The sequence below is a fragment of the Cupriavidus sp. 05T313 genome (genome assembly GCF_056396665.1).
Window position 1 is genome coordinate 51022 of the sequence record NZ_JBFTLX010000002.1, and the last position, 25447, is coordinate 76468.

A 25447-nucleotide genomic window follows, 5' to 3' on the forward strand; every position below is an offset into this window, starting at 1 on the left:
GTACCCGATGTCCCGATCCGAATGCTCGCGGCTGCGCCGCCTGCTGCTCAAATCGTTGCCGCTTGGCGCGATGCCCCTGATTCCCGTGCCCGGCATGGCTGCCCTGGGTGGCGATGCCACTGCCGCCGGTTCCAGTCGCCCCATTGCCATGGTGCTGCCGTTCCCGCCAGGGGGCAGCGTCGATATCGTGGCGCGCCAGTTGCAGCCCGGCCTCAAGAGCGGGCTCGGCCAGACGGTGGTGATCGACAACAAGCCCGGCGCGGGAGGCCTGATCGCGTCGAGTACGGTGGCGCGTGCCCGGCCGGACGGCAGCACCTTGTTGATGGCGTTCGACACGCACGCCATCAACCCGTTTGCCTACAAAAACCTGCCGTACGACACCTTCCGCGACTTCACGCCGATCACGCAACTGGTCCGCTTTCCGCTGGTGATCGCGGCCAACCCCTCGTTGCCAGCTTCCAATGTGAAGGAACTGGTCGCCATGGCGCGGCAGAAGCCGGAGAGCATTCACTACGCTTCGTCCGGCATCGGCAGCCTGAACCAGCTTGCCGCCGAGGCGCTGGCGACCGAGGCCGGCGTGCGCTTTCTCCATGTTCCATACAAAGGTGGCGGCCCGGCGGTGCAGGCCGTGCTATCGAATGAAGTCGACGTATTTTTCTCCAGCTATGCGGCGGTACAGGCGCATGTGGCAGCCAAGACGGTCAAGCTGCTTGGCGTGACCGGTACTACCCGCCTGCGCCAGTTCCCGCAGTTGCTCACCGTGGCCGAGCAGGGATATCGGGGCTTCGAGGCCTATTCCTGGATCGGGGTGTTTGGCCCGGCCGGGTTGCCGGAGCCGACCGTGGCGCGCTTGCACGATGCCTTGGTCCGATCCTTGCGGCAGCAGCGCGTGGTCGATGCGCTGGCCATGCAGGGATTCGAGATCGTGGGCGGCTCGCCTGCCGAGCTGGCCAGCCTGGTACGGCACGAGCACGATAAATGGCAGGCGGTGGCGCGCAAGGCCAATATCCAGTTCGATTGAAGTGTGAAGCGAGAGGTAGAGGTAGCGATGACGATGGAACTGCTAGACCACGCCGTGATGGTGTGTCCCGACCTTGACGCTTCGGCGCAAGCCTGGCGCGGGTTTGGCTTCACGCTGACCCCCCGCGGTTATCACACGCTCGGCTCGCAGAACCATTGCGTGATGCTGGCGCGCGACTATCTCGAGTTGCTGCACGTCACCGCACCCAGCCCGACGCGGCAGTATTACTGGGATGCGCAGGAAGCCGGAGGCGGCTGCGCCGCGCTGTCCTGCAAGAGCAGCGATACCTTCACCGCCGCGGCGCAGTTGCGCGCCGATGGCTGGCACACATCGGACCCGATCGAGTTCTCGCGGCCGGTGCGGCTGGACGATGGCACCGAGCAGCCCGCCACCTTCCGTGTCGCGGCGATCGACGATGCGCCCGGCGCGCGCTTTTTTATCTGCGAGCACCGTACGCCGGAGCTGCTGTGGCGGCCAGAGTGGACCACGCATGCCAACGGCGCGACCGGCATCGCCGCGATGTTCCTGGTGGTGGCGCCGTGCCTGGTCGAGGCGGCTGGCCGCGCTTATGCCGAACTCACCGGCGGCGAGATGACGCAGTTGAGCGATCACATCTGCAGCCTGGCGCTGGATGGCGCCACGCTGGTGGTGACCACGCCACAGGCGCTGGCCGCCGCCACCGGCACCGAACACGTGCGCCGTGCCGTGCCTGGTTATGCAGCCATCCGGCTGCGTACCAGCGATCTGGCCGCGGCCCGTCAGGGCTGGCGCGCCGCGCGTGTGGGCGCGCTCGATCTTGGTCCCGACGAAAGCCTTATCCCCGCCTCCGTTGCCGGCGGCGTGGCGCTGCTGTTCGAACAGGCGCGCTGAGCGCGCCCCCTGACCTGGCTCAGGCGCCGTTCTTGGCGTGGTGGACGCCGGTGGAGCCAAAACCGCCCGCGCCGCGCACGGTGTCTTCCGAAAAGTCTTCCACGGTCTTGAATACGGGCCGCAGCACCGGTACAAACATCATCTGCGCGATACGCTCGCCCGGCTGGATCACGATCGGCTCGGTGCCGGGCGCGTTGCGGTTCCACACGCTCACCATGATCGGGCCCTGGTAGTCGGCGTCGATCACACCGATCGAGTTGCCCAGCACCAGCCCTTTCTTGTGGCCGAGACCCGAGCGCGGGGCGATGGTGGCCGCCATATAGGGATTGGCCATGTGCACGGCGATGCCGGCCGGCACCAGTTGGGCCGGCGTGCCGGGTTCGATGACGAGTGCCGCGTCCAGGCAGGCGTGCAGGTCGATCGCTGCCGCCATATCGCTCTGGTAAGCCGGCAGGCCCCATTCGTGCAGGCGTGCGTCGAGCACCTTGATTTCGACGGTGGGGTTGGCTTCGATGGTCATGGCTGGTCAGTCCCGGAAAACAAAAAACGTTGGCAACCCGAGATGATAGCCGAGCTCAGCCGCCCGACAGGTCAAACGCCTGTGCCAGCAGCTCGTAGGTGCGCAGCCGCGCGGCATAGCTGGCGGTCACGCTCAGCACGACCAGTTCATCGGCGAGGAAGCGCTCGCGCAGGTCCARCATGCGCTGCGCGACCTGCTCCGGAGTGCCGCAAATGGTGCGCGGGCGCTCGCGTTCCACGATCAGGCGATCGCGTTCGGTGGGCTCGTGCTGGGCGGCCTGCGCCAGCGAGGGGATCGGGGCGTTGACGCCGTAGGCCATCTGCAGCCGGCGCAGGTCCACGGCGCGCTCCAGTTCCGCCGCTTCGGCCTCGCTGTCCGCGCAGATCACGAAGATGGCCGCCGCGCTGTAGGGCCGCTCGTCGTAGCCCGCCTCGAAATTGCGGCGGTACTGCTGAGCGACGGCATGGCCGACATGCGGATTGATAAAGTGGGCAAATGCAAAGCGCAGCCCCAGGCGTGCCGCCAGGGCGCCGCCGTAGTCGCTGGAGCCCAGCACCCACAGCTCGGGCCGGGTATCGATCTCGGGCTGCAGCACCACGCCTTCGGCGATATGGCCCGGCGGCACCTCGCCACGGAAGAGCCAGGATAGGTCCTGTACCTGCTCGGCGAACTGGTCGCCGCGGTTGTACTGGCCCATCGCCACCGCCTGCGCGGTACGCATGTCGCCGCCCGGCGCGCGTCCCACGCCAAGATCGATGCGGCCCGGGAACAAGCCCTCCAGCATGCGGAACTGCTCCGCTACCTTGAAGGGGCTGTAATAGGGCAGCATCACGCCGCCCGAGCCGAGGCGGATACGCTGCGTGACGCTGCCCAGGCGCGCCAGCATGACTTCCGGCGCCGGGTTGCACACACCGCGCAGGCCGTGATGCTCGGCACACCAATAGCGGGTGTAGCCCAGCGCATCGGCGGCCTGAGCCAGCTCCACGGTGGCGGCCAGGGCGTCGCGCGCGGTATGACCGGCAATGACCGGGCTCTGGTCGAGCACGGAGAGGCGCAGTTTGGGTTTGCTTGCGGACATGTTCAGGGGTTCGGGCGGGGTGGCGTTCGGAGGCGGAGCAAGCGCGGGCTCAACGGGGTGCGGGCAAGCGCCGGGCGATAGCCGCTACCAGGTCGCGCGCCAGCGTCAGCTTGTCGGYGCGCGGCAGGCGGGTCATGCCTTGGGCATCGAACAGCACGATCTCGTTGTCGTCCATGCCGAAGGTGTGATGGCCGATATTGCCCACCAGCAAGGGCACGTTCTTGCGCTGGCGCTTCTGTTCGCCGTATTGCTCGAGCTTTTCGCTCTCGGCGGCAAAGCCCACGCAGTAGGGCGCATCGGGCCGCGCCGCCACGGTGGCGAGGATGTCGGGGTTCTGCACAAAGCGCAGCGTCGGTGTGTCGCTGTCGTTGGCCTTCTTCAATTTCTGGCCGGCGACTTCGGCCGGGCGCCAGTCCGCTACCGCGGCGACCGCAACAAACACGTCGGCGCCGGGCAAGGCCGCCAGCACCGCGTCATGCATCTGCTGCGCGCTCTCCACATTGGTGCGGGCAACCCCGCGCGGCGTGGGCTGGGCCGTCGGGCCGGCCACCAGGATCACGTCGGCGCCGGCCTCGCGGGCCGCGCGCGCGATGGCAAAACCCATCTTGCCCGAGGAACGGTTGGTGATGCCACGCACCGGGTCGATGGCTTCGAAGGTGGGGCCTGCCGTGATCACCACACGGCGCCCGGCCAGCGGCTTGGGCTGGAAGAACGCAATGATGTCGTCGAGCAGTTCCGCCGGCTCCAGCATGCGGCCATCGCCGACTTCGCCGCAAGCCTGGTCGCCGCTGCCAGGGCCCAGTACCGTTACGCCATCCGCGCGCAGTTGCGCGGCGTTGCGCTGGGTGGCGGGGGCCGACCACATCTGCAGGTTCATGGCGGGAGCCACCAGCAGCGGACAGTCGCGGGCCATGCACAGGGTGGTCAGCAGGTCATCGCACAGGCCGTGCGCCAGCTTCGCCAGGAAATCGGTGGAGGTGGGCGCAACCACGATGGCATCGGCTTCGCGGGAGAGATCGATGTGGGCCATATTGTTGCCCACGCGCGCATCCCATTGGGAGGTGAAGACAGGCCGCCCGGAGAGTGCCTGCATGGTCACAGGCGTGATGAACTGGGTGGCGCCCTCGGTCATGACCACTTGCACGGTCGCGCCGGCCTTGGTCAGCAGGCGGACCAGTTCGGCCGATTTATAGCAGGCGATGCCGCCGGTCAGGCCAAGGACGAGATGCTTGCCTCGCAGATCCATGGATGTGCTCTTCGCTTGAGGGTTGTGGTCCGGGTGCCGCGGCAGCTGGCAGCGTTTGCTACCCCCCGCGCCGGAGAAACGTCAATAATACCGGCTTGCCCGCGCGCGCGTTGGCGGCGCTGCCGCCGTGCCTCGCGCGTCGCCATCATGCGAATTCGGCGGCACCATGGAAAACGCCCGCATGACGCGGGCGCAGTTGGAACGTTTTGCACCCAGGAGCGCGGTGCAGGTGACTGCTGCTTCAGTGCTTCCGGACCCGCCGCAACTCGTCCACGATCAGCAGCACCGCACCCACTGTGATGGCGCAGTCGGCCACGTTGAACGCGGGCCAGTGGTAGTTGCGCATGTGGAAGTCGAGGAAGTCGACGACATGGCCGTACACCACCCGGTCCAGCACATTGCCAATGGCGCCGCCGAGGATCAGCGAGATGGCGAAGCAGAACAAACGCTGCCCGGTATGGCGGTACAGCATCCAGATGATGAACAGGCCCACCACCACGCCCAGGCCGGTAAAGAACCAGCGTTGCCAGCCGCCGGCGTCGGCCAGGAAGCTGAAGGCGGCGCCCTTGTTATAGACCAGCACCAGGTTGAAGAAGCTGGTCACGGGGCGCGATTCGCCGTAGGCGAAGGTCCTGACGATTACGATCTTGAAGAACTGGTCCAGCACGATCACCAGCAGGGCGAACGCCATCCACAGCAGCGGGGTGGTGTTGCTGCCCTTGCTGCTGGCGCGCTTGGTGCCGCGCGCGGAGCGCGTGGTGGTGGTGGCCATCAGGCATGGCTCCTGTGTTCACCGGCGCCGAACAGGTTGCTGTCGCAGCGGCCGCAGAGGGTGGGGTGGGCCGGATCGCGGCCAACATCGGCACGGTAGTGCCAGCAGCGCTCGCACTTGGCGTGCACCGACGGCGTCACCGTGACCAGCAGGTCGCCGCCTTCCGGCGCCGGCGCTACCTTGGCGGCGGAGGTCAGCAGCACGAAGCGCAGGTCGTCCTCCAGGCTCTGCAGCGCGGCCAGCACCGGGCCGCCGGCCTGGATGGTGACTTCGGCCTGGAGCGAGGAGCCGATCTCGCCGTCAACGCGCACCGCTTCCAGTTGCTTGGTGACTTCGGCGCGGGCTTCGCGGATCACGTGCCACTTCTGCAGCAGGTCGTCGGCCTGGTCGATCTCCGGCACGTCGTAGTAGGTGCTGGTGAAGATGGTGTCGGTGTGCCCGGTGCCATGGCCGAAGATCTGCCACGCTTCTTCGGCGGTAAAGGACAGGAACGGCGCCATCCAGTGCAGCATGGCCTGGGTGATGTGGTACACGGCATTCTGCGCGGCGCGGCGCTCCTTGGCGTTGGGCGCGGTCGTGTAGAGCCGGTCCTTCAGCACGTCGAGGTAGAAGCCGCCGAGGTCTTCCGAGCAGAACGTCTGCAGCTTGGCGACCACAGGGTGGAACTCGTAGCCGTCGTAGTGCGACAGGACTTCCTTTTGCAGGCGCCCCGTCAGCGCGACCGCATAGCGGTCGATCTCCAGCCATTCCGATGCCGGCAGCGCGTGCTGCGCGTGATCGTAGTCGGCCAGGTTGGCCAGCAGGAAGCGCAGCGTATTGCGGATGCGGCGATAGCCTTCCACCACGCGCTTCAGGATTTCGTCGGAGATCGACAGCTCGCCCGAATAGTCGGTCGAGGCCACCCACAGGCGGATGATCTCGGCGCCCATCTTGTTCGACACGTCCTGCGGCGACACGGTATTGCCGACCGACTTGGACATCTTGCGGCCTTCGCCGTCCACCGTGAAGCCGTGCGTCAGCAGCGCCTTGTAGGGCGGCTTGCCGTACAGCATCGAAGCGGTCAGCAGCGACGAATGGAACCAGCCGCGGTGCTGGTCCGAGCCTTCCAAGTACAGATCTGCCAGGCGGCCGTCGGGCAGGTCGGCCGACGGGTCGTACAGGTCTTCACGGTGCGAGCCGCGGATCACGCTCCAGTGCGTGGTGCCGGAGTCGAACCAGACGTCGAGCGTGTCGCGGTTCTTTTCATACAGCGCGGCTTCCTCGCCGAGCAGTTCCTTGGGATCGAGCGCCTGCCAGGCTTCGATGCCGTGCAGTTCCACGCGCCTGGCGATTTCCTCAAGCAGCTCCGGCGTGCGCGGGTGCAGCGCGCCGGTTTCCTTGTGCAGGAAGAAGGCCATCGGCACGCCCCACTGGCGCTGGCGCGACAAGGTCCAGTCGGGCCGGTTGGCGATCATGTTATGCAGGCGCTGCTTGCCCCAGGCCGGGTAGAACTCCGTCGCCTCGATGCCGGCCAGCGCGGTTTCGCGCAAGGTGGCGCCGTTGTCGACAGGGTCAACGTCCATGCCCGCGAACCATTGCGAGGTGGCGCGGTAGATGATCGGCGTCTTGTGACGCCAGCAGTGCATATAGCTGTGGGTGTACTTGTGCGAGTTGAACAGGTTGCCCGATGCCTTCAGCACTTCGACGATCTTGGGATTGGCGTCCCAGATCTTCTGGCCGCCGAACAGCGGCAGCGTGCTGGCATAGACGCCATCGCCCATCACCGGGCTGATGATGTCGTGGTCGCGCATGCCGTGCGCCTTGCACGATTGGAAATCCTCCACGCCATAGGCCGGCGCCGAGTGCACGATGCCGGTGCCGGTATCGGTGGTGACGTAGTCGCCCAGGTAGACCGGCGACAGGCGGTCATAGCCCGCGTCCATCTTGGACAGCGGGTGGTGGAAGCGGATCTCCGACAGCGCCGCGCCGGTCGTGGTGGCCAGCACCTTGCCTTCCAGTTCGTAGACCTTGAGCTGTTCCTCGACGCGCTCGGTGGCCAGCAGCAGGAAGCCGCGCGCGGTGTCGACCAGCGCGTATTCGACTTCCGGGTGCACATTCAGCGCCTGGTTGGACGGGATGGTCCACGGCGTGGTGGTCCAGATCACGATCCAGCCGGGTTTGGCCGCGAGCTGCTCCAGCGGCACCTTGAAGGCGTGAGCCAGCTTGTCGGTATCGGCGAAGGGGAAGCCCACGTCGATGGAGAGATCGGTCTTGTCCTTGTACTCGACCTCGGCCTCGGCCAGCGCCGAGCCGCAGTCGAAGCACCAGTTCACCGGCTTCAGGCCGCGGAATACATAGCCCTTCTCCATGATCTTGCCCAGCGCGCGCAGCTCGTCGGCTTCGTTGCTGTAGTTCATGGTCATGTAGGGATGTTCCCAGTCGCCCAGCACGCCCAGGCGCTCGAAGTCCAGCTTCTGGCGGGCGATCTGTTCGGTGGCGTAGGCGCGGGCGCGCGATTGCACCTCCTGCACCGGCAGGCCTTTGCCGAACTGCTTTTCGATCTGGATCTCGATCGGCATGCCATGGCAGTCCCAGCCCGGCACATAGACGGCGTCCAGGCCGCTCAGGCCGCGCGCCTTGACGATCATGTCCTTGAGGATCTTGTTGACCGCGTGCCCGATATGGATGTCGCCGTTGGCGTACGGGGGGCCGTCATGGAGGATGAATTTCTTGGCGCCCTTGCGAGCTGCCCGGATCTTCTTGTAGAGCTGCTTGTCCTGCCAYTGCTTSACCCAYWGCGGCTCGCGCTTGGGCAGGTCGCCRCGCATCGGGAAGGGAGTWTCCAGCAGGTTGACCGGATACTTGCTTTTTTCGGGCTTGGCGCGTTTGTCGTTGGACATGTCGATTCTCGGGGCAATTCGGTTGGCGCGCGGCACTAGCTCGGCTGGGCGCGGCGCGCGGTATGGCGTGGACGGGCTGCGGCGGAGCCGCGGGCTGGTTCGGGTGGGGTAGCGACCCGGGTCCCGCCTCGCGGGAACGGGGCGCTAGCTAATTCGGTCGGTGGCGGAGGTGGCGAAGTCGCGGCCGCCCGCTGCCGGGGGCGTGCCCTCGGGCGAGCCCGGCACGGTCAGGCCGAAGAAGGCGCGGGCGTCCGCGCTGTCCTTGGCAATGGCCGCGGTCAGTTCATCCAGGCTGTCGAAGCGGGCTTCATCGCGGAGCTTTTTCATGAATTCGACCCGCACCAGCTTGCCGTAGATGCTTTGATTGAAGTCGAACAGGTGGACTTCCAGCAGCACCCGGCCGGCATCCTCGATGGTCGGCCGCACGCCGATGCTGGCCACGCCCGGCAACGCGTGCTCGGCCAGCCCGTGCACCTGTACCACGAAGATGCCGTTGACAGCCGGCCGCTTGTGCGAGATGCGCAGGTTGATGGTGGGAAAGCCCAGGTCGCGCCCGAGCTTGCGGCCATGGACCACATGGCCGCTGATGGCATAGCCGTGGCCGAGCAGACGGCGCGCGTGTTCGAGGTCGCCCTCGGTCAGTGCCTGCCGTACCGCGGAGCTCGAGATGCGCACGCCGCCTTCGGACACCGAGCCCATCTGCTCGACGTCGAAGCCGAACTGGCGCCCGGCCTGCTGCAGGTAGGCAAAATCGCCCGCGCGCCTGGCGCCGAAGCGGAAGTCGTCGCCGACCAGCAGCCAGCGCGTGTGCAGGCCGTGCCAGAGCACGTTCTCGACGAACGCCTGGGGAGATTGCGCGGCGAAATGCGCGTTGAAATGCTCGACGACCACGCGATCGACGCCGTTGCGGCGCAGGCTTTCGAGCTTGTCGCGCAGCAGCGCAATGCGCGTGGGGGCCTGGTCAGGCGTGAAGAATTCACGCGGATGCGGCTCGAACGTCATCACACACAGCGGCAGGCCGCGTGCGTCCGCCGCCGCGCGCGCGCGCGCAAGCAGCGACTGGTGGCCGCGGTGCACACCGTCGAAATTGCCGATGGTGAGGGCGCAGGGCGCCCGGCTCTCGGCATTGGGCAGGCCACGGAAGACTTTCACGAGGACGGCAGCAAGCGTTTGGGTAAAGCGAGCATTATAAGGCGAATGGGGGACAAGTTTGGCCTGGCCGCACCACGGTGGGCGCCGAGGTTGGCGTTTTTGTGCACGGATAGACCCTTTGGCGTGGCGCCATGCCACAAAAGACGGCATGATACGGCGGATCGCACTCGCTGCCCCCAGCCCTCCCTTGAACGCGCTGCTTAACCGAATCCTGCCGCCGCCAGGGCCTCCGCTCGATACCGAAACGCGGGCCAAGCTGCTGGCGACCATCCATCGCGTCTCCCCTACCGCCATCGTTGCCTCGCTGGTGCTCCCGGCGCTGACCGCGATCGCCTTCTGGTCTGCCGCCGACCACAGCGCCCTGATCGGCTGGTGCGGCGTCATGCTGGTGCTGACCGCCGCCACCAGCTGGTTCTATTTTGGCTATCTGCGCGATGGCACCACCATGAGCCGCTCGGCGCACACGCGCAAATGGTGGGCCAATATGCGCGCGATGGCCTTCCTGACCGGGCTGACCTGGGGCAGCTCGGCGCTGCTGCATCTGTATTCCGGCTCCACGGTGTTCTCCAGCGTGCTGTACCTGCTGGCGCTCGGGGTGCTGGCGGGCGGCGTCACCGCGCAGTCTCCGGTTCCGTCCAACCTGGTCTATGCCGGCGTACCGATCCTGGTGCCCAATATCCTGCTGGCCGAGTACGCATTTCCCGGTCATGGCACCTACGTGCAATTGCTGCTGGTGGTCTACGCCATCATGCTTACGCGCCACGCCCTGAACCTGCAGCGCACGCTGGTGCGGGCCATCCAGCTGGAAAGCGAGAGCCGGCGGCTGGCCAAGCAGTTCCAGGAAGAAAAGGAGAGGGCGCTGCATGCCAGCGAGGAGAAATCGCGCTTCCTGGCCGCCGCCAGCCACGACCTGCGCCAGCCAGTGCACGCGCTGGTGATGCTGGTGGAGGCGCTGCGCGCCCGCAACAAGTCCTCCTCGCTCCATCCGCTGGTCGAGCAGGTGGCCGCCGGCACCCAGACCATCGACCTGCTGTTCCGCTCGCTGCTGGACCTGTCCAAGCTCGAAGGGCGCAAGGTGCTGCCGACGCTGGAGCCGTGCGAACTCAGTCACCTGATCAGCGAAGTGATGAGCCAGTTCGCCGCCGACGCGCGAGAGAGCGGCCTGACCCTGACCCCGCGCGTGCCCGAAGAGTTGTACGCGATGGCCGAGCCGGTGCTGTTGCGCCGCGCCTTGTTCAATCTCGTGCAGAACGCCCTGCGTTATACGYGGCGCGGCGGCGTCCTGGTAACGGCGCGGGAGCGCCGCAAGCATATCCGCGTGGAAGTCTGGGACACCGGGGCCGGGATCACGCCCGAGCACCTGCCGGACATCTTCTCCCCGTACTACCAGGTGCATAACCCGCAGCGCGATCCGTCCCAGGGCCTGGGACTCGGGCTGGCGATTTTCAAGGAATGCGTGCGCCTGATGCGCGGCACCTACGGCGTGCGCTCGGTGCCTGGACGGGGTTCGGTATTCTGGTTCTCGCTGGCGCCGGTCCCGGCCGAGACCGTGGCCACCATCCGTGCCGTGCGGGCTACGGCGCTGGCCGAGGATGCCAAGCCCGATCACTTGCGCGGCACTGTGCTGGTGGTCGACGACGACACCCAGATCCGCAAGGCGTGGATTGCACTGATGGAAGCCTGGGGCATCCAGGTTGCCTGCGCGGCGCATGGCGCGGATGCGGACCGGCTGTTTCACCAGGGGCTCAAGCCGGACATCATCTTCTGCGACTTGCGCCTGCCCGGCAGCGAGAACGGCCTGGACTTGCTGGAGCGCTGGCAGAACACACAGCCGCAGGCACGTAGCGCCCTATTGTCGGGCGACCTGAAATCCGCCGCGCTGGCGGCAGCCGAGGAGGCTGGCTACTTTGTGTTGCCCAAGCCCGTCGACCCGGCGGCGTTGCGGCTGCTGCTCAGGCGCTGGCTGCACGCGGCCTGACAGGCACAATCGAAATGGGCCGGCGCAAACGCGCCGGCCCATTGCGGAGTCTTCAATTGGCGGCTGGCGCCGGCGGTGCCTGCTACTGGCGCAGGCGGAAGCGCTCCATGCGCGACATGACCTGCATCCGGGTGCGTACGCCGAGGCGCTGCAGGATCGCCGAGACATGTTCCTTGACGGTGTTCTCCGTCAGGCCGAGACGCCGAGCGATGACCTTGTTGGGCAGCCCTTCCAGTACCAGCGCCAGCACCGAGCCCTGGCGCGGGGTCAGTCCCAGTTCCGCCGGCGTGACCGGAATGCCGTGCGCCGGTCCGAAGGACTGGGCACGGCCGTTGAGCGCTTCGTCGGAGGGAAAGGATGTGTCGCCTGCCAGCACCTTGCGCACGGCGGCTGTGAATGCGTTGGCATCGAGATGCTTGCCGACGAACCCGTAGGCGGCAAGCGCCCGCGCGCGGCCTACGATCTCGGGCGTGGCCTCGGCCGACATGAAAATAAAGCGGGCGGAAGGGACCAGCGTCTTGAGCGCCTGCATGGCGTCGAAGCCGGTACCGTCGGTCAGCCAGATATCCAGCAGCACGATGTCAGGCCTGAGCCCTTGCTGCAAGGCACTGAGCGCCTCCTTGGCGCTACCGGCGGCATGGACGGCGACATCCGGCATCACCTCCGCCAGGAAGGCGGTAGTGCCGGACAAGGCCATAGGATGATCATCGACCACCAACAAGGTCGGTGCAGCGTTCGGCATGCGATTTCCCGTCTAATTTCCCAGTTCGTCCTTGTTGTCACTTAAAGCCGAGCTAACGGTCTGCGCGTGGACGATAGCAGCCACTCTAGCAGAGCGGGCGAGGCGTCACAATCCGTCGGAGGGGTACCTACGTTGCGTATAGGTCATGCGAAACGGCGCTGCGATGAGGGTTTCACGTGTTTTAAGCGCCTAATGCGCTCGCTTTAGCCGTGTACGGCCCCTGGCTTGGTAGAATTGCGCGATGAAAAATATCGTTATCCTGATTTCCGGGCGAGGCTCCAACATGGAAGCCATCGTCAGCGCCTGCGCCGCCGAAGGCTGGCCAGCGCGCGTAGCGGCGGTCCTGTCGAACCGGCCGGACGCCGAAGGCCTGAAATTTGCCGCTGAGCACGGCGTGGCCACCGGTGTGGTGGACCACACGCAATATGCTGATCGCGCCACTTTCGATGTGGCGCTGGCCACGGCCATCGACGCATTCGCGCCGGACCTGGTGGTGCTGGCCGGCTTCATGCGCATCCTGACGCCGGGCTTTGTCGACAAGTACGCCGGGCGCATGCTGAATATCCACCCCTCGCTGCTGCCATGCTTTCCGGGGCTGCATACGCACCGGCAGGCCATCGAGGCGGGTGTCAAGGTCCACGGGGCCAGCGTGCATTTCGTCACGCCGGAACTCGATCACGGCCCCGTCATCGTCCAGGCCGCGCTCGACGTGCTGCCGGACGATACGCCCGAGAGCCTGGCCACGCGCCTGTTGCCAAGCGAACACGTGATCTACCCGCGCGCGGTGCGCTGGTTTGTCGAAGACCGGCTGCGCGTGCATGCCGGCGCAGTCCGGGTCGAACCACCCGAATCCCAGTTATTTACGGCCTTTGCTGCCGCTACGGAGGTGCAGTAATGAGCCGGAATACCGCAGGGGCGCGCCAGCCCGTTCGCAACAAGCACAAGGGTACCCCGATCCGCCAGGCCGCCCGGCCGCGCGACGCGGGCGACAGCCATGCTCCGCAGCAGGGCCGCGGGCCGCATGGCGGCCTGCACGCCGTTCATATCCAGCACATCGACCGCCTGCTGGGCAAGGTGCTGATGTTCACGCGCCCCTCCGACGTGGTGGTGAGCTACTACTTCCGCGAAAACCCCAAGCTTGGCCATCGCGAACGCGGCATCATCGCCGAAGCCGTATTTGCCGTATTGCGCCGGCGTGTCGAGTTTTCGCAGTTCGCTGCCAGCGGCACGGGCGCCTCGCAGCGCCGACTGGCCCTGCTCGGCCTAGCCGCCACGCTGGGCCGGGATGCGCTGACGCCGTTCCTGCTGCCGGAAGAGGGCGAATGGCTCGATCGCCTGACGACAATCGAGCGTGCCAGCCTGGCGCCGCGCGTGCGCGCCAACCTGCCTGAGTGGCTGTTCGACCAGCTGGCCGCCCGCCACGACGAAGCCTTTGTCGAAGCACTGGGCGACGCGTGGCTGCGGCCCGCGCCGCTGGACCTGCGCGCCAACCTGGTCAAGACCACCCAGGAAGCCGCGCTGGCCGAGCTGACCGCCGCTGGCCTGAAGGCCGAGCCGACGCCGATGGCCCCCGCCGGCATCCGCCTGGCCGGCAAGCCGGCGCTCAACCAGTTGCCGCTGTTCGTCAACGGCCTGGTCGAAGTGCAGGACGAAGGCAGCCAGCTTCTATGCAACCTGGTTGCGCCCAAGCGCGGCGAAATGGTGGTGGATTTCTGCGCGGGTGCCGGTGGCAAGACGCTGGCGCTGGGGGCGCAGATGCGCTCCACCGGGCGCCTGTATGCGTTCGATGTGTCCGAGAAGCGCCTGGCCAACCTCAAGCCGCGCCTGGCGCGCAGCGGACTGTCGAACGTGCATCCGGTACTGATCGACTCCGAGCATGACGCCAAGATCAAGCGTCTGGCCGGCAAGATCGATCGCGTGCTGGTGGATGCGCCCTGCAGCGGCCTGGGTACGCTGCGGCGCAACCCGGACCTGAAATGGCGCCAATCGCCGCAATCGGTGCTGGAACTGACTGCCAAGCAAGCGGCCATCCTCGAATCCGCGGCGCGTCTGGTCAAGGTGGGCGGCCGGGTGGTTTATGCGACCTGCAGCGTGCTGGAAGCCGAGAACGAAGGCATCGTGCGCGGTTTCCTGGCCGCGCATCCTGCCTTCCGCCTGGTCCCTGCCGCACAGGTGCTGGCCGAGCAAAAGATCACGGTGCCCGGTTTGCCGGAAGATGCCGAGATGCTGGCGCTTTACCCGCATCTGCACCAGACCGATGGCTTCTTCGCCGCGGTACTGGAACGCGTCAGCTAACGTCTGAACCGCCGCCAGTGCCCGGCTTGGGACTGGCGGCTCCAATGCCGAGGACCGCCCGGTCCCGGCTGCATTTCCGGCGCGGGACCGGCCACAAGTGTCCGGCCCGCTGCTTGCGGTGCGTTGCCTTGCTCATTGTGCTCTTGCGGTCCGTTATCGGGTGTTTGCCGGGGCCGTTCGATTGTCGCCCGGCGCGCGCCGCCCAGTTATTCCAGAGCATGAATCCCAATCCCTTGAACGAACTCAACGCCTCGCATCCGGCATTTGGCAAGATGCTCAATGACCTGATCCGCGATGCGGGCGGCCCCGGTTTTATCTGGCAACTGGTGGTACTCGCCGCCTGCCTCGCGTTGGCATGGCCGCTGGCAAGGCTGGTCGTCAAGCGAGTCGAAGCCGGCTACGCCGGATCCAGCTTCGCGCTGCGCTTTGCCGCAGCCAGCCTGGAACGCGCCATGTTCCCACTGTTTGGCTGGCTGCTGGTGATGGGCGCGCGCTACGGGCTGGAACTGGTCATGTCGACCAGCGTGCTGCGTCTGGCGCTGGTGCCGCTCTTTGGCATCACGTTCCTCTATTTCGCCTTCTATATACTGCGCCGCGTGCTCTCCGGCAGTGGCCAGCTGCACGGCATGCTGCTGCTGGTGGAGAAGGTACTGACGACGCTGGTTTGGGTGGCAATGGCGCTATATGTGCTGGGATTGCTGTCTGATGTAGTGAACTGGATGGAATCCGTACGCTTTTCGCTGGGCGGAAAGCAGAAGATCAACCTCGCCGACACCCTGGTGGCAGCCGTATGGATCTTGCTCACCGTGCTGGTGGCCATGTGGTTTGGTTCGTGGCTGGAAGAGCGCCTGATGCGCTCGAGCGGCCTGGACAGCAACCTGAAAGTGGTTTTGACCAGGCTTTCCAAGGCATTGCTGCTGCTGGTCTCGCTCTTGCTGAGCTTGTCGCTGGTAGGCATCGATCTCACGGTGCTGTCCGTATTTGGGGGCGCGCTGGGTGTGGGTCTGGGCCTGGGCTTGCAAAAAATCGCCAGCAACTATATTTCGGGCTTCATCATCCTGCTTGACCACTCGGTCAAGCTGGGCGACCAGATCACCGTGGACAAGTACACCGGCATCGTCTCGCAGATTCGCACGCGCTACACGGTGGTCCGCAATGGTGATGGCGAAACCCTGGTGCCCAACGAGCAACTGGTCGCGCAGGCCGTGCAGAACCACTCGTTCTCCAATACCAATGTGCGTGTTGCAACGCGTGTGCAGGCCGATTACGCGGCCGATCCCGAAAAGGTGCTGGCTTTGCTGGTCGAGGCGGCCCAAGACATCCCGCGTTTATTGGTTGAGCCGGCGCCGTCGGCTTTTCTGGTGCTGTTCGGAGACAATGGCATCGAATACGAGCTTGCTGGCTACATCGCCGATCCCCAGAACGGGAAGCTCGGCGTGCAATCGGCACTGAACCGGGCCATATGGAGGAAATTCCGGGAGCATGGCATCTCGATCCCGTATCCACAGCGGGAAGTGCGGGTGCTGGGCAGGGCGGACGCCGGTGGACGGGGTGAGACTGATGACGTGGATCATGAGGCGCTACTTGCGCCGCTGGATGGCACCGCGGGCAGCAAATCCTGACTTTTCGCGCGGCGCTGGAGCCACCTTGTGGAACGATCCGTGTTGCTTAACGTCAAAATCGGGGTAAAAGCGGATGTCCGCTCGATCCGGGTGCGGTAGAATCCGAGGTAGTTGCGGGTTCGTCCGGAATCGGATTTTGTCCGGGTGAGTTTATCGACCTCCCGCCCCCACCAGACAGCCGCCAGATTGCAGCGGCTCGTGTCCAGTCCCGCCGGCAGGCAGCAGTTGCCCAAGGCGCCAGACGCGCATGCCTGGGGGCTCCGGCGATTGCCGGGGTTTCAGGCAGGCGCCATATGACGCAATCATTGAATTTGCAGTCCTTTTTCTGCACATTGTTTGTGGCCCGCCATGTCGTGCCGCACTGAATCCCCCTGTTTAATCGACGGAGAACAGTTTGTTCGACACTATTCTTGACTGGGCCGCCAACGGCCTCGCCAACTGGTCCTGGTGGGAAATCGTGATCTACACGCTGGTGGTGACTCACATCACCATCGCGGGCGTCACGATATACCTGCACCGCTGCATGGCGCACCGGTCGCTGGACCTGCACCCTATCGTTTCGCATTTCTTCCGTGGCTGGCTGTGGCTGACCACCGGCATGGTCACCAAGGAGTGGACCGCCATCCACCGCAAGCACCACGCCAAGTGCGAGACCGAAGACGATCCCCACAGCCCGCAGACTCGCGGCATCCGCAAGGTGCTGCTGGAAGGCGCGGAGCTGTATCGCGCCGAGTCCAAGAACAAGGAAACCATCACCAAGTTCGGTCACGGCACGCCTGACGACTGGGTCGAGCGCAATGTCTACTCGCGCTTCGGCTGGCAGGGCGTTGGCCTGATGCTGATCATCGACCTCGCCTTGTTCGGCGTGATCGGCATGACCGTGTGGGCGGTGCAGATGTTGTGGATCCCGATCCACGCCGCCGGCATCATCAATGGCCTGGGCCACTGGTGGGGTTATCGCAATTACGATTGCGAGGACGCTTCGACCAATGTTTCGCCGTGGGGCATCATCATCGGCGGCGAAGAGCTGCATAACAACCACCACACCTACCCGACGTCGGCGAAGTTCTCGATCAAGTGGTACGAGTTCGATATCGGCTGGGGCTATATCCGCGCCATGCAGGCCGTTGGCCTGGCCAGGGTCAAGAAGACCCCGCCGAAGGCACGCCTGGTGGAGGCTCGCCCGGTCGACCACAACACGCTGGAAGCCATCATCGCCAATCGCTATGACGTGATGGCCCGCTATGCCAAGGCGGTCAAGAGCGCCTACAAGCAGGAACTGGAAAAGCTGAAGGAAGCCCGCGTGGCCGAGTACAGCAGCTTCAAGCCCGCCCGCAAGTGGTTCCACCGCGAGGAAACCAAGCTGGCCGATCCGCAACGCCAGCAACTGGCCAGCATCGTCGAGCAGAACAAGTCGCTGCATACTTTTGTGGAAATGCGCCGCGAACTGGCCGCGATCTGGGGCCGCTCCAACTTGACGCGCGAACAGCTGCTGCAGCAGTTGCAGGCCTGGTGCCATCGCGCCGAGGCCAGCGGCATCGAGGCGCTGCACGATTTCTCGCTGCGCCTGCGCCGCTATGCCTGATGAGGCTTGATGCCTGACCCGGCGTGGCCTGATACAATTTAGCTCGCCCGAAAGCCCCGCCCCTGGCGGGGCTTTTGTTTTCGCTAAACTCCCCCAATGTAAGGGCTGGCTGCGAAATCCAGGCGCGCGGCCCCAGAGGAGTATCGGAGATGACCCCCCAAACGATCAAGACCGTCGAGTTCGAGAAACCGAACCTGTCGACGGAGTCCCCTGATGGCGGCAGCTGCGTCGCCCATGCCTGGGCCAAGGTGCCCCCGGTGCTGTCGGCACAGGAGCGCACGGCGCTGAAGGCGCGCATCAAGGATTTGCTCAAGCAGCGCAATGCGGTGCTGGTAGCGCACTATTACGTCGATTCGGACCTGCAGGACCTGGCGGAAGAAACCGGCGGCTGCGTGTCGGATTCGCTGGAAATGGCGCGCTTCGGCCGCGACCACCCGGCCAAGACGCTGGTGGTGGCTGGCGTTCGCTTCATGGGCGAGACCGCCAAGATCCTCAGTCCGGAAAAGACCATCCTGATGCCCGACCTTGACGCGACGTGCTCGCTCGACCTGGGTTGCCCGGCCGACGAGTTCGCCGCGTTCTGCGATGCGCATCCCGACCGTACGGTGGTGGTCTACGCCAATACCAGCGCGGCCGTGAAGGCACGCGCGGACTGGATGGTGACCTCCAGCATCGGCCTGAAGATCGTCGAGCACCTGCACGCACGCGGCGAGAAGATTCTGTGGGCACCGGACAAGCACCTGGGCGGCTATATCCAGAAGCAGACCGGCGCGGACATGTTGTTGTGGCAGGGCTCCTGCCTGGTGCACGACGAGTTCAAGGGTATCGAGCTGGATCTGCTGCGCCGCGAGTTCCCCAAGGCCAAGATCCTCGTGCATCCGGAGTCGCCGGCCAATGTGGTGGAGCAGGCCGATGTGGTTGGCTCGACCTCGCAGCTGATCGCGGCGGTCCAGGAGCTGGATGCCCGCGAATTCATCGTTGCGACCGATAACGGCATCCTGCACAAGATGCGGCTGGCCGCACCCGACAAGCATTTCATCGAGGCGCCCACCGCCGGGAACAGTGCGACCTGCAAGAGTTGCGCGCACTGCCCGTGGATGGCGATGAATGCACTGACCAACCTGGCTGAGGTGCTTGAGCGCGGCCATAACGAAATTCATGTCGATGCCGCCATCGGCCGCCAGGCTGTGATCTGCATCGACCGCATGCTCGATTTCGCCGCGCGGCAGAAGGCCAATGTGCGGCCCAAGGCCGATTTGGCCAGCGAGCAGGCTTTGTTCAAGGGAATCGGTCCGGCATGAGCAGTAATGCAAACGTGAACGCAAACGTCAATCCAGTTTTCGACAGCTACGGCGCGGCGCTGGCCGAGGCCCTGAAAGCCAATGTACGCGCGGCCATCGCCGAGGATGTCGGCAGCGGCGACCTGACCGGTTTGCTGGTGCCCGCAGCCAAGTCCGCACGGGCTCGCGTGATCGTGCGCGAGCAAGCCGTGCTATGCGGTCAGCCGTGGTTCGAGGCCTGCATGCGCGCGGTGGATCCCGCGCTGCAGGTTCGCTGGCAGCAAGCCGAAGGCGCCCGCATGGCACCGGACTCGGTGGTGTGCGAGATCACGGGACCGGCCCGCTCGCTGCTGACCGCGGAGCGGCCAGCGCTGAACTTCCTGCAGTTGCTGTCCGGCGTGGCTACCGCTACGCGCCGTTATGCCGATCTGGTCGAGGGGACGCGCGCGCGCGTGCTGGATACCCGCAAGACCTTGCCGGGCCTGCGCCTGGCACAGAAGTACGCGGTCAAGGTCGGTGGCGGTGATAACCAGCGTCTGGCGCTGTACGATGGCATCCTGATCAAGGAGAACCACATCGCCGCGGCAGGCAGCATTACCGCGGCCATGCGGGCAGCAGCCGCACTCGATGCGGGCGTGTCGGTGCAGGTGGAGGTGGAAAGCCTGGCGGAGCTGGAGGAGGCGTTGGCGGCCGATGCGAAATCGATCCTGATCGACAATTTTACCGAGGCGATGATGTGCGATGCCGTGCGTATCAATGCTGGGCGCGCGTTGCTGGAAGTCTCGGGTGGCGTCAATGCGGATACCATTCGCGCCTTTGCCGAGACCGGTGTCGACCGGATCTCGGTGGGTGCGCTGACCAAGGATGTGCGCGCCACGGACTATTCGTTGCGCATCATCGAGTAATCTGGCGTTTGAAGCACATCGGTAAATTGGCTGTCCGGAAAGAAAAAGCGCGCTGCGAGGCGCGCTTTTTCTTTGCGTGATGGAAAGCGAGGAACGCTACTTCGCCCGCTCGCGCTTGAACAACGGCTGCATCACGGTCGGCAGCGCTTTTGGCAAGGTCTCCGGATAGTCGCGGCTAAAGTGCAAACCGCGGCTTTCGTGGCGCGAATAGGCGCTATCGACGATCAATGAGGCGACTTCCACCAGGTTGCGCAATTCCAGCAGGTCGCGCGTCACGCGGAAGTTGGCATAGTATTCGGCTATTTCCTCGCGCAGCAGGCTGATACGGTGTTGCGCGCGCTCAAGCCGCTTGCTGGTGCGCACGATGCCGACGTAATTCCACATCATGCGGCGCAGCTCGTCCCAGTTGTGCGATACAACCACTTCCTCGTCGGCATCCGCCACCCGGCTTTCATCCCAGCCGGGCAGGGTGATGTCCGGCTGACCAGCCTTGTCCTGGCCGGCAATGTCGAGTGCCGCCGCGCGCCCGATCACCATGCACTCGAGCAGTGAGTTGGAGGCTAGGCGGTTGGCGCCGTGCAATCCGGTGCAACCGGTTTCGCCAACGGCGTAGAGATTGGCCAGGTCGGTGCGGCCCGCCGTGTCGGTCACCACGCCGCCACAGGTGTAGTGCGCAGCCGGCACCACCGGGATCGGTTCGCGCGCAATGTCGATGCCCAGCTCCAGGCAACGTGCATGGATGGTCGGGAAGTGCTCGCGCAGGAAGGATTCGGGCTGGTGGCTGATGTCGAGGTGCACGTAGTCCAGCCCGCGCTTCTTCATTTCGAAGTCGATCGCGCGCGCCACCACGTCGCGCGGAGCCAACTCGGCGCGCTCGTCGTGCTCGGGCATGAAGCGCGTGCCATCGGGCAGCTTGAGCAGGCCACCTTCGCCGCGCACTGCCTCCGAAATCAGGAAGGACTTGGCGTACGGGTGGTACAGGCAGGTCGGGTGGAACTGGATGAATTCCATGTTCGATACACGGCAACCCGCCCGCCAGGCCATGGCGATGCCGTCGCCGGTGGCCGTGTCGGGATTGGTGGTGTAGAGGTAGACCTTGCCCGCGCCACCCGTGGCCAGCACGGTGTGCGTAGCGGTGATGGTCTGCACTTCGCCGCTGGCGTCATCCAGCACGTAAAGGCCATAGCAGCGGTTGCCCGGCAAGCCGAGCTTGCGCGAGGTGATCAGGTCCACCGCGAAGTGGTCTTCGATGATCGTGATGTTGGGGTGCTGGCGTGCCTGCTCGGTGAGGGTGGACACGACGGCGTGGCCGGTCGCGTCCGCGGCGTGGATGATGCGCCGCCGACTGTGTCCGCCTTCCCGCGTCAGGTGGTAGCCCAGTTCGGCCTGGTCGTCGCGCGTGAACGGCACGCCGCGGTCGATCAGCCACTGGATGGCTTCGCGCCCGTGCTCGACGATATAACGCGTTGCGCTGTCATCGCACAGGCCCGCGCCTGCCACCAGGGTGTCCTGATGGTGCTCGTCATGGCTGTCGCCCGAGTCCAGCACCGCGGCGATGYCGCCCTGTGCCCAGTCGCTGGCGCCCGTCGTCATGGCGCGTTTGCAGATGATGACAACCCGATGGGTGTCGGCCAGTTGCAGCGCGACCGTCAGACCGGCCAGTCCGCTGCCGACAATGGCGACATCGAAGTTCATGATGCGAGAGACGCGCGCGTGGCGCGGTCGGGAGGCAGGAAAGCTGGAAAGTGTACACCGGCGGCGCGCTTGCGTGGGCAGTGCTGCGGAGTCGCGCCAGTGATGCGGCTTTTGCGCCGCGTAAAAAGCAAAAACCCCGCCTGAGCGGGGTTTCTACTAACATGCCGCGCGATCGGCATGTGGAAGACAGGATCAATTACTTGATCTTGGTTTCCTTGTACGACACGTGCTTGCGGGCGACGGGATCGAACTTCATGATCTCCATCTTTTCCGGCATCGTGCGCTTGTTCTTGGTGGTCGTGTAGAAGTGACCCGTACCTGCAGTCGACTCCAACTTGATTTTATCGCGTCCGCCTTTGCTGGCCATGATGTGCTCCTAATTAGACTTCGCCGCGTGCGCGCAGATCTACGAGCACGGAGTCGATGCCTTTCTTGTCGATCAGGCGCAGGCCGGCGTTCGAGACGCGCAGGCTCACCCAGCGGTTTTCCGATTCAACAAAGAAACGACGATTCTGCAGGTTGGGCAGAAAACGGCGCTTGGTCTTGTTGTTTGCGTGGGAAACGTTGTTGCCGACCATCGGCGCTTTCCCGGTCACTTGACAGACGCGTGCCATGAAGCACTCCTAACTCTTCTACGTGGACAATGTTCGCAACAGATCAACAAAAGGCGCGCTGGCCCGGACTGCAGCGGTTGAGACTTCAGCAAACGAGCATTATAGACCGGAAAGCGATGATGAATCAATGCCTTCCGTCGTTTACCGTGCAGGGGTGTGCATTCATGCGGTTGGCGTCACATGTCGCGTCACAACTGGCCGTGCTCGGAGAAGGAGTGAATGCTGCTGCCCGCCACGACGAAATGGTCGAGTACCTGTACGTCGATCAAGGCGAGGGAGCGGCACAGCGCGCGGGTCATGGCTAGATCGGCCGGGCTGGGCGTGGCGTTGCCCGACGGGTGGTTGTGGGCGACGATCACAGCCGCGGCGTTGTGTGAAAGTGCCTTTCGCGCTACCTCGCGCGGGTAGACGCTGGTCTGGGTCAGGGTGCCGCGAAATAGTTCTTCGCTGGCCAGGAGCCCGTTGCGCGCGTCGAGAAAGAGGCAGTGAAAGACTTCATGGGGAAGCCTCGCCAGCGTCAGGCGCAGGTAGTTGCGCACAGCCGTGGGTGAGTTCAGCGCGCCCGGCAACTGCAGTTGCTCAGCCAGCGTGCGCCGGGTGAGTTCCTGCGCCGCCTGCAGTTGCGCGTACTTGGCGCTGCCGATGCCCTTGATGCTGGCCAGTTGCCCGGCGCTGGCGGAAAGCAGGCTGCTCAGCGAGCCGAAATGGTTAAGAAGCTCGCATGCCAGGTCCACTGCACTTTTTCCGGCGACGCCCACGCGCAGGAATACGGCGAGCAGCTCGGCATCCGAGAGTGCTGCGGCGCCGCTACAGAGAAGCTTCTCGCGTGGCCGCTCGTTGCTGGGCCAGTCGGTAATACGCATGACAAGATCCCCCCGGAACAATGGCACCGCGGACAAGGCGGCGCTCGGTCGAGTCGCTTACAATACGGGTTGTCGACAGGTTGAGCACTCATGAATTTGCAAACTATTGCTTCCGGTCCGAAGGACGGCGCCGCGGACGGTCGGAAGACCGTGCAGGCGGATTCCTTCCTGACCCTTCACTACAGCATCTCCCTCGAGAATGGCACTGAGATCATCAGTACCTTTGACGAGAAGCCCGCCACGTTGCTGCTGGGGCAAGGCCAGTTCGCGCCCACCCTGGAGCAGGCCCTGCTGGGCATGCCGGAGGGCGAGCGCATGACTTACCGGCTGGCGGCGGAGCATGCCTTCGGTCCGCGCAACCCTGAGCTGCTGCAACGGGTTTCGCTGGCGACGCTGCGCGAGAACAGCTCGTTCGAAGAAGACTACGCCCCGGGCGACCTGGTGGAGTTCAACGCGCCGGGAGGCGGAAAGTACGCCGGTGTGCTCAAGGAGATCGGGGCGACGTCGGCGCTGTTCGATTTCAACCACCCGCTGGCCGGGCAGACCATCCTGTTCGATGTCCAGCTGATCGGCATTCTCTAAGCACCACCGGCCGGCAACCGCCGGCATCCTTGAATCGAATCCTTGCATGTCTGAGCTCACCACAGCCACCGATGCCGAGATCCTGATGGCGCAGCCGCGCGGCTTCTGCGCCGGTGTGGATCGTGCCATCGAGATCGTCGAGCGCGCCCTTGAACGCTACGGCGCGCCTATCTATGTGCGCCACGAAATTGTGCACAACGCCTACGTGGTGGAAGACCTGCGCCGCAAGGGCGCTGTCTTCGTGCAGGAACTGGAGGAGGTGCCCCCGGGCTCCACAGTGATCTTCAGTGCGCATGGCGTATCAAAGGAAGTGCGTGCCGACGCCACGGTGCGCGGCCTCAACGTCTTCGATGCCACCTGTCCGCTGGTGACCAAGGTGCATGTGGAAGTCGGCAAGATGCGCGCCGAGGGCTGCGAGATCATCATGATCGGCCACAAGGGCCATCCCGAAGTCGAGGGCACCATGGGGCAGGCCGAAGGCGGCATGCTGCTGGTCGAGTCCGCCGAAGATGTGGCGAAGCTGCAGGTGGCCGACCCCGGGCGGCTCGCCTTCGTGACCCAGACCACGCTCTCGGTCGACGAGACGCTGGAGATCGTCGCTGCGCTCAAGGCGCGCTTCCCGCTGATCCGCGAACCCAAGAAGCAGGACATCTGCTACGCCACCCAGAACCGCCAGGATGCCGTCAAGTTCATGGCGCCGCAGGTGGAGGTGGTGATCGTGGTGGGCAGTCCCAACAGTTCGAACTCCAACCGCTTGCGCGAGCTCGCCGAACGCCTCGGTGTGCCGGCCTACATGATCGATTCGCCGGATCAGCTGCGTGCGGAGTGGGTCGCGGGCAAGCGCCGCATCGGGCTGACAGCCGGCGCGTCCGCACCGGAGGCGCTGGCGCAGTCCATCGTCGAGCGCCTGCACCTGCTGGGAGTGCGCAACGTGCGTGCGCTGGRTGGCATCGAAGAGAAGATGTCGTTCCCCCTGCCGCGGGGCCTGCAGCAAGTCACTCCCGCCTGATTCGCTGCTGATTCCGTAGCGGCCGGCGGCTGTCTCATGGCGCTGCCGGCACCGGCTGGCGCAGACCCTCCTTTCCAGATTGGTGCATCATCCCCGTGCCGGCCCCTGGCCGGGGCCGCAGCGCGCCCGCTGCGGCTGGCGCTCGTCTTGCTTCCCACTTTCCCGTCCACGCCCGTCCACGCGCGCAGGCATGCCCGTCGCAATCCAGTCCAGGCTGGTGCAACTGGTTGCGGCCTGCTTCGCACCACTCCATTGCCACGGTTGCACCAATATATCGCATCGATATATAGCCCGGTATTCCTTGGATAATGCGCATACTTGCCGCCGCGGCCCTTGTACCTGTCTGCACTAAAAGACAACCAAGGGAAATCCCTGTAATTGGGGATTTCCCTATTATGGTGCCGGCGTGCTCGCTCGTTGTATATGAATGAGGTGGGCCATATTAAATGAAACACCTATTTAATACGGCGCCTGAATGAGTGATGCAAACGCTGCAAATGCGGCCTCTGGCCTGCGGTAGGCACGAATCTTGTTAGTGTCAACGGCTAGCCTCCATGTAGGCGGGAATTGCCCCAATTTGTGCATTGGGGAAATTCCCTAGCTCATTTGGTGGGTTAATCCTTCAGGTTGTTGCGTCGCATATTGCATCCGTATAAAAAGGGAATACAATTCGCGCGTTTCAAATTGAAACTAAACTATGGCGGTTCAGGGGAAACGTCCGGGGGGCGTTGGTTTACCC

Annotated in this window: 22 protein-coding genes; 11 read left to right on the top strand and 11 right to left on the bottom strand. The window is 64.9% G+C overall.

Annotation, left to right across the window (positions count from 1 at the left end; genetic code table 11):
• The first annotated feature begins 7 nt into the window (after positions 1 to 7).
• Together AC1DKD_RS00835 and AC1DKD_RS00840 are read left to right on the top strand one after the other, a co-directional pair.
• Entirely contained in the window at positions 8 to 1021 is a 1014-nt protein-coding gene (locus AC1DKD_RS00835) for a Bug family tripartite tricarboxylate transporter substrate binding protein (RefSeq protein WP_441626351.1), read from the top strand.
• 27 nt (positions 1022 to 1048) lie between these two features.
• The gene (locus tag AC1DKD_RS00840) at positions 1049 to 1891 is read left to right on the top strand and encodes a VOC family protein (protein WP_441626402.1); all 843 of its coding nucleotides are present in this window, start codon (positions 1049 to 1051) and stop codon (positions 1889 to 1891) included.
• Positions 1892 to 1910: 19 nt separating this feature from the next.
• Here AC1DKD_RS00840 and dut read toward each other — a convergent pair whose 3' ends face one another.
• The 6 genes from dut to AC1DKD_RS00870 form a co-directional block, all read right to left on the bottom strand.
• A complete protein-coding gene (gene dut / locus AC1DKD_RS00845) occupies positions 1911 to 2411 on the bottom strand; it encodes a dUTP diphosphatase (RefSeq protein WP_035867378.1) in 501 nt (166 codons plus the stop codon).
• Between the two features lie 55 nt (positions 2412 to 2466).
• Positions 2467 to 3489, bottom strand: coding sequence for an LLM class flavin-dependent oxidoreductase (locus AC1DKD_RS00850; RefSeq protein WP_441626353.1), 1023 nt, complete (start codon positions 3487 to 3489; stop codon positions 2467 to 2469).
• Positions 3490 to 3538: 49 nt separating this feature from the next.
• Positions 3539 to 4735, bottom strand: coding sequence for a bifunctional phosphopantothenoylcysteine decarboxylase/phosphopantothenate--cysteine ligase CoaBC (gene coaBC, locus AC1DKD_RS00855; RefSeq protein ID WP_477142829.1), 1197 nt, complete (start codon positions 4733 to 4735; stop codon positions 3539 to 3541).
• Between the two features lie 241 nt (positions 4736 to 4976).
• Complete coding sequence (gene lspA / locus AC1DKD_RS00860) at positions 4977 to 5507, bottom strand: signal peptidase II (RefSeq protein WP_035867371.1); 531 nt, start codon at positions 5505 to 5507, stop codon at positions 4977 to 4979.
• Positions 5507 to 8386, bottom strand: coding sequence for an isoleucine--tRNA ligase (gene ileS, locus AC1DKD_RS00865; protein WP_477142830.1), 2880 nt, complete (start codon positions 8384 to 8386; stop codon positions 5507 to 5509). The genes lspA and ileS overlap by 1 nt, the downstream gene beginning before the upstream one ends.
• Before the next feature lie 144 nt (positions 8387 to 8530).
• Entirely contained in the window at positions 8531 to 9538 is a 1008-nt protein-coding gene (locus tag AC1DKD_RS00870) for a bifunctional riboflavin kinase/FAD synthetase (protein WP_441626360.1), read from the bottom strand.
• A 148-nt stretch (positions 9539 to 9686) separates the two neighbouring features.
• On the opposite strand from AC1DKD_RS00870, the gene AC1DKD_RS00875 reads away from it, so the two are divergent.
• A complete protein-coding gene (locus AC1DKD_RS00875) occupies positions 9687 to 11516 on the top strand; it encodes a hybrid sensor histidine kinase/response regulator (protein WP_477142831.1) in 1830 nt (609 codons plus the stop codon).
• Between the two features lie 82 nt (positions 11517 to 11598).
• Here AC1DKD_RS00875 and AC1DKD_RS00880 read toward each other — a convergent pair whose 3' ends face one another.
• The gene (locus AC1DKD_RS00880; protein WP_441626366.1) at positions 11599 to 12258 is read right to left on the bottom strand and encodes a response regulator; all 660 of its coding nucleotides are present in this window, start codon (positions 12256 to 12258) and stop codon (positions 11599 to 11601) included.
• Positions 12259 to 12499: 241 nt separating this feature from the next.
• On the opposite strand from AC1DKD_RS00880, the gene purN reads away from it, so the two are divergent.
• The 6 genes from purN to nadC all read left to right on the top strand — a co-directional run bounded on the left by purN (position 12500) and on the right by nadC (position 19945).
• On the top strand, positions 12500 to 13153 hold the full coding sequence (purN, locus tag AC1DKD_RS00885; protein ID WP_441626368.1) for a phosphoribosylglycinamide formyltransferase: 654 nt from the start codon (positions 12500 to 12502) through the stop codon (positions 13151 to 13153).
• Positions 13153 to 14553: an RsmB/NOP family class I SAM-dependent RNA methyltransferase gene (locus AC1DKD_RS00890; protein WP_035867358.1), complete on the top strand. Its 1401-nt coding sequence runs from the start codon at positions 13153 to 13155 to the stop codon at positions 14551 to 14553. Before purN ends, AC1DKD_RS00890 begins: the two co-directional genes overlap by 1 nt.
• A 218-nt stretch (positions 14554 to 14771) precedes the next feature.
• A complete protein-coding gene (locus tag AC1DKD_RS00895) occupies positions 14772 to 16175 on the top strand; it encodes a mechanosensitive ion channel family protein (RefSeq protein WP_441626372.1) in 1404 nt (467 codons plus the stop codon).
• A gap of 394 nt (positions 16176 to 16569) precedes the next feature.
• Positions 16570 to 17760, top strand: coding sequence for a DesA family fatty acid desaturase (locus AC1DKD_RS00900; RefSeq protein WP_441626374.1), 1191 nt, complete (start codon positions 16570 to 16572; stop codon positions 17758 to 17760).
• Positions 17761 to 17909: 149 nt separating this feature from the next.
• Positions 17910 to 19061 carry a quinolinate synthase NadA gene (gene nadA / locus AC1DKD_RS00905; protein WP_441626376.1) on the top strand — a complete coding sequence of 384 codons (1152 nt, stop codon included), beginning with the start codon at positions 17910 to 17912 and terminating at the stop codon, positions 19059 to 19061.
• On the top strand, positions 19058 to 19945 hold the full coding sequence (gene nadC / locus AC1DKD_RS00910; RefSeq protein WP_441626378.1) for a carboxylating nicotinate-nucleotide diphosphorylase: 888 nt from the start codon (positions 19058 to 19060) through the stop codon (positions 19943 to 19945). Before nadA ends, nadC begins: the two co-directional genes overlap by 4 nt.
• Positions 19946 to 20041: 96 nt before the next feature.
• Here the strand turns inward: nadC and nadB are convergent, their stop codons facing one another.
• The 4 genes from nadB to radC all read right to left on the bottom strand — a co-directional run bounded on the left by nadB (position 20042) and on the right by radC (position 23117).
• Positions 20042 to 21640: an L-aspartate oxidase gene (gene nadB, locus AC1DKD_RS00915; protein ID WP_477142832.1), complete on the bottom strand. Its 1599-nt coding sequence runs from the start codon at positions 21638 to 21640 to the stop codon at positions 20042 to 20044.
• Positions 21641 to 21836: 196 nt separating this feature from the next.
• Positions 21837 to 22007 carry a 50S ribosomal protein L33 gene (gene rpmG / locus AC1DKD_RS00920; RefSeq protein WP_006157508.1) on the bottom strand — a complete coding sequence of 57 codons (171 nt, stop codon included), beginning with the start codon at positions 22005 to 22007 and terminating at the stop codon, positions 21837 to 21839.
• A gap of 13 nt (positions 22008 to 22020) precedes the next feature.
• Positions 22021 to 22254, bottom strand: coding sequence for a 50S ribosomal protein L28 (gene rpmB, locus AC1DKD_RS00925; protein WP_035867349.1), 234 nt, complete (start codon positions 22252 to 22254; stop codon positions 22021 to 22023).
• A gap of 188 nt (positions 22255 to 22442) precedes the next feature.
• Positions 22443 to 23117: a RadC family protein gene (gene radC, locus AC1DKD_RS00930; protein WP_441626382.1), complete on the bottom strand. Its 675-nt coding sequence runs from the start codon at positions 23115 to 23117 to the stop codon at positions 22443 to 22445.
• Positions 23118 to 23207: 90 nt separating this feature from the next.
• Between radC and AC1DKD_RS00935 the strand changes: the two genes are divergently transcribed.
• Both AC1DKD_RS00935 and ispH read left to right on the top strand, forming a co-directional pair.
• On the top strand, positions 23208 to 23699 hold the full coding sequence (locus AC1DKD_RS00935; protein WP_441626384.1) for an FKBP-type peptidyl-prolyl cis-trans isomerase: 492 nt from the start codon (positions 23208 to 23210) through the stop codon (positions 23697 to 23699).
• A gap of 46 nt (positions 23700 to 23745) precedes the next feature.
• Positions 23746 to 24708 carry a 4-hydroxy-3-methylbut-2-enyl diphosphate reductase gene (ispH, locus tag AC1DKD_RS00940; RefSeq protein WP_477142833.1) on the top strand — a complete coding sequence of 321 codons (963 nt, stop codon included), beginning with the start codon at positions 23746 to 23748 and terminating at the stop codon, positions 24706 to 24708.
• Positions 24709 to 25447 lie beyond the last annotated feature (739 nt).

Coding starts and splice junctions, on each gene's coding strand:
- lspA (WP_035867371.1), bottom strand. CDS start 5,507: ATGGCCACCACCACCACGCGCTCCGCGCGCGGCACCAAGCGCGCCAGC.
- AC1DKD_RS00835 (WP_441626351.1), top strand. CDS start 8: ATGTCCCGATCCGAATGCTCGCGGCTGCGCCGCCTGCTGCTCAAATCG.
- AC1DKD_RS00840 (WP_441626402.1), top strand. CDS start 1,049: ATGACGATGGAACTGCTAGACCACGCCGTGATGGTGTGTCCCGACCTT.
- AC1DKD_RS00890 (WP_035867358.1), top strand. CDS start 13,153: ATGAGCCGGAATACCGCAGGGGCGCGCCAGCCCGTTCGCAACAAGCAC.
- rpmG (WP_006157508.1), bottom strand. CDS start 22,007: ATGGCCAGCAAAGGCGGACGCGATAAAATCAAGTTGGAGTCGACTGCA.
- AC1DKD_RS00880 (WP_441626366.1), bottom strand. CDS start 12,258: ATGCCGAACGCTGCACCGACCTTGTTGGTGGTCGATGATCATCCTATG.
- nadA (WP_441626376.1), top strand. CDS start 17,910: ATGACCCCCCAAACGATCAAGACCGTCGAGTTCGAGAAACCGAACCTG.
- AC1DKD_RS00935 (WP_441626384.1), top strand. CDS start 23,208: ATGAATTTGCAAACTATTGCTTCCGGTCCGAAGGACGGCGCCGCGGAC.
- AC1DKD_RS00895 (WP_441626372.1), top strand. CDS start 14,772: ATGAATCCCAATCCCTTGAACGAACTCAACGCCTCGCATCCGGCATTT.
- rpmB (WP_035867349.1), bottom strand. CDS start 22,254: ATGGCACGCGTCTGTCAAGTGACCGGGAAAGCGCCGATGGTCGGCAAC.
- nadC (WP_441626378.1), top strand. CDS start 19,058: ATGAGCAGTAATGCAAACGTGAACGCAAACGTCAATCCAGTTTTCGAC.
- purN (WP_441626368.1), top strand. CDS start 12,500: ATGAAAAATATCGTTATCCTGATTTCCGGGCGAGGCTCCAACATGGAA.
- dut (WP_035867378.1), bottom strand. CDS start 2,411: ATGACCATCGAAGCCAACCCCACCGTCGAAATCAAGGTGCTCGACGCA.
- radC (WP_441626382.1), bottom strand. CDS start 23,117: ATGCGTATTACCGACTGGCCCAGCAACGAGCGGCCACGCGAGAAGCTT.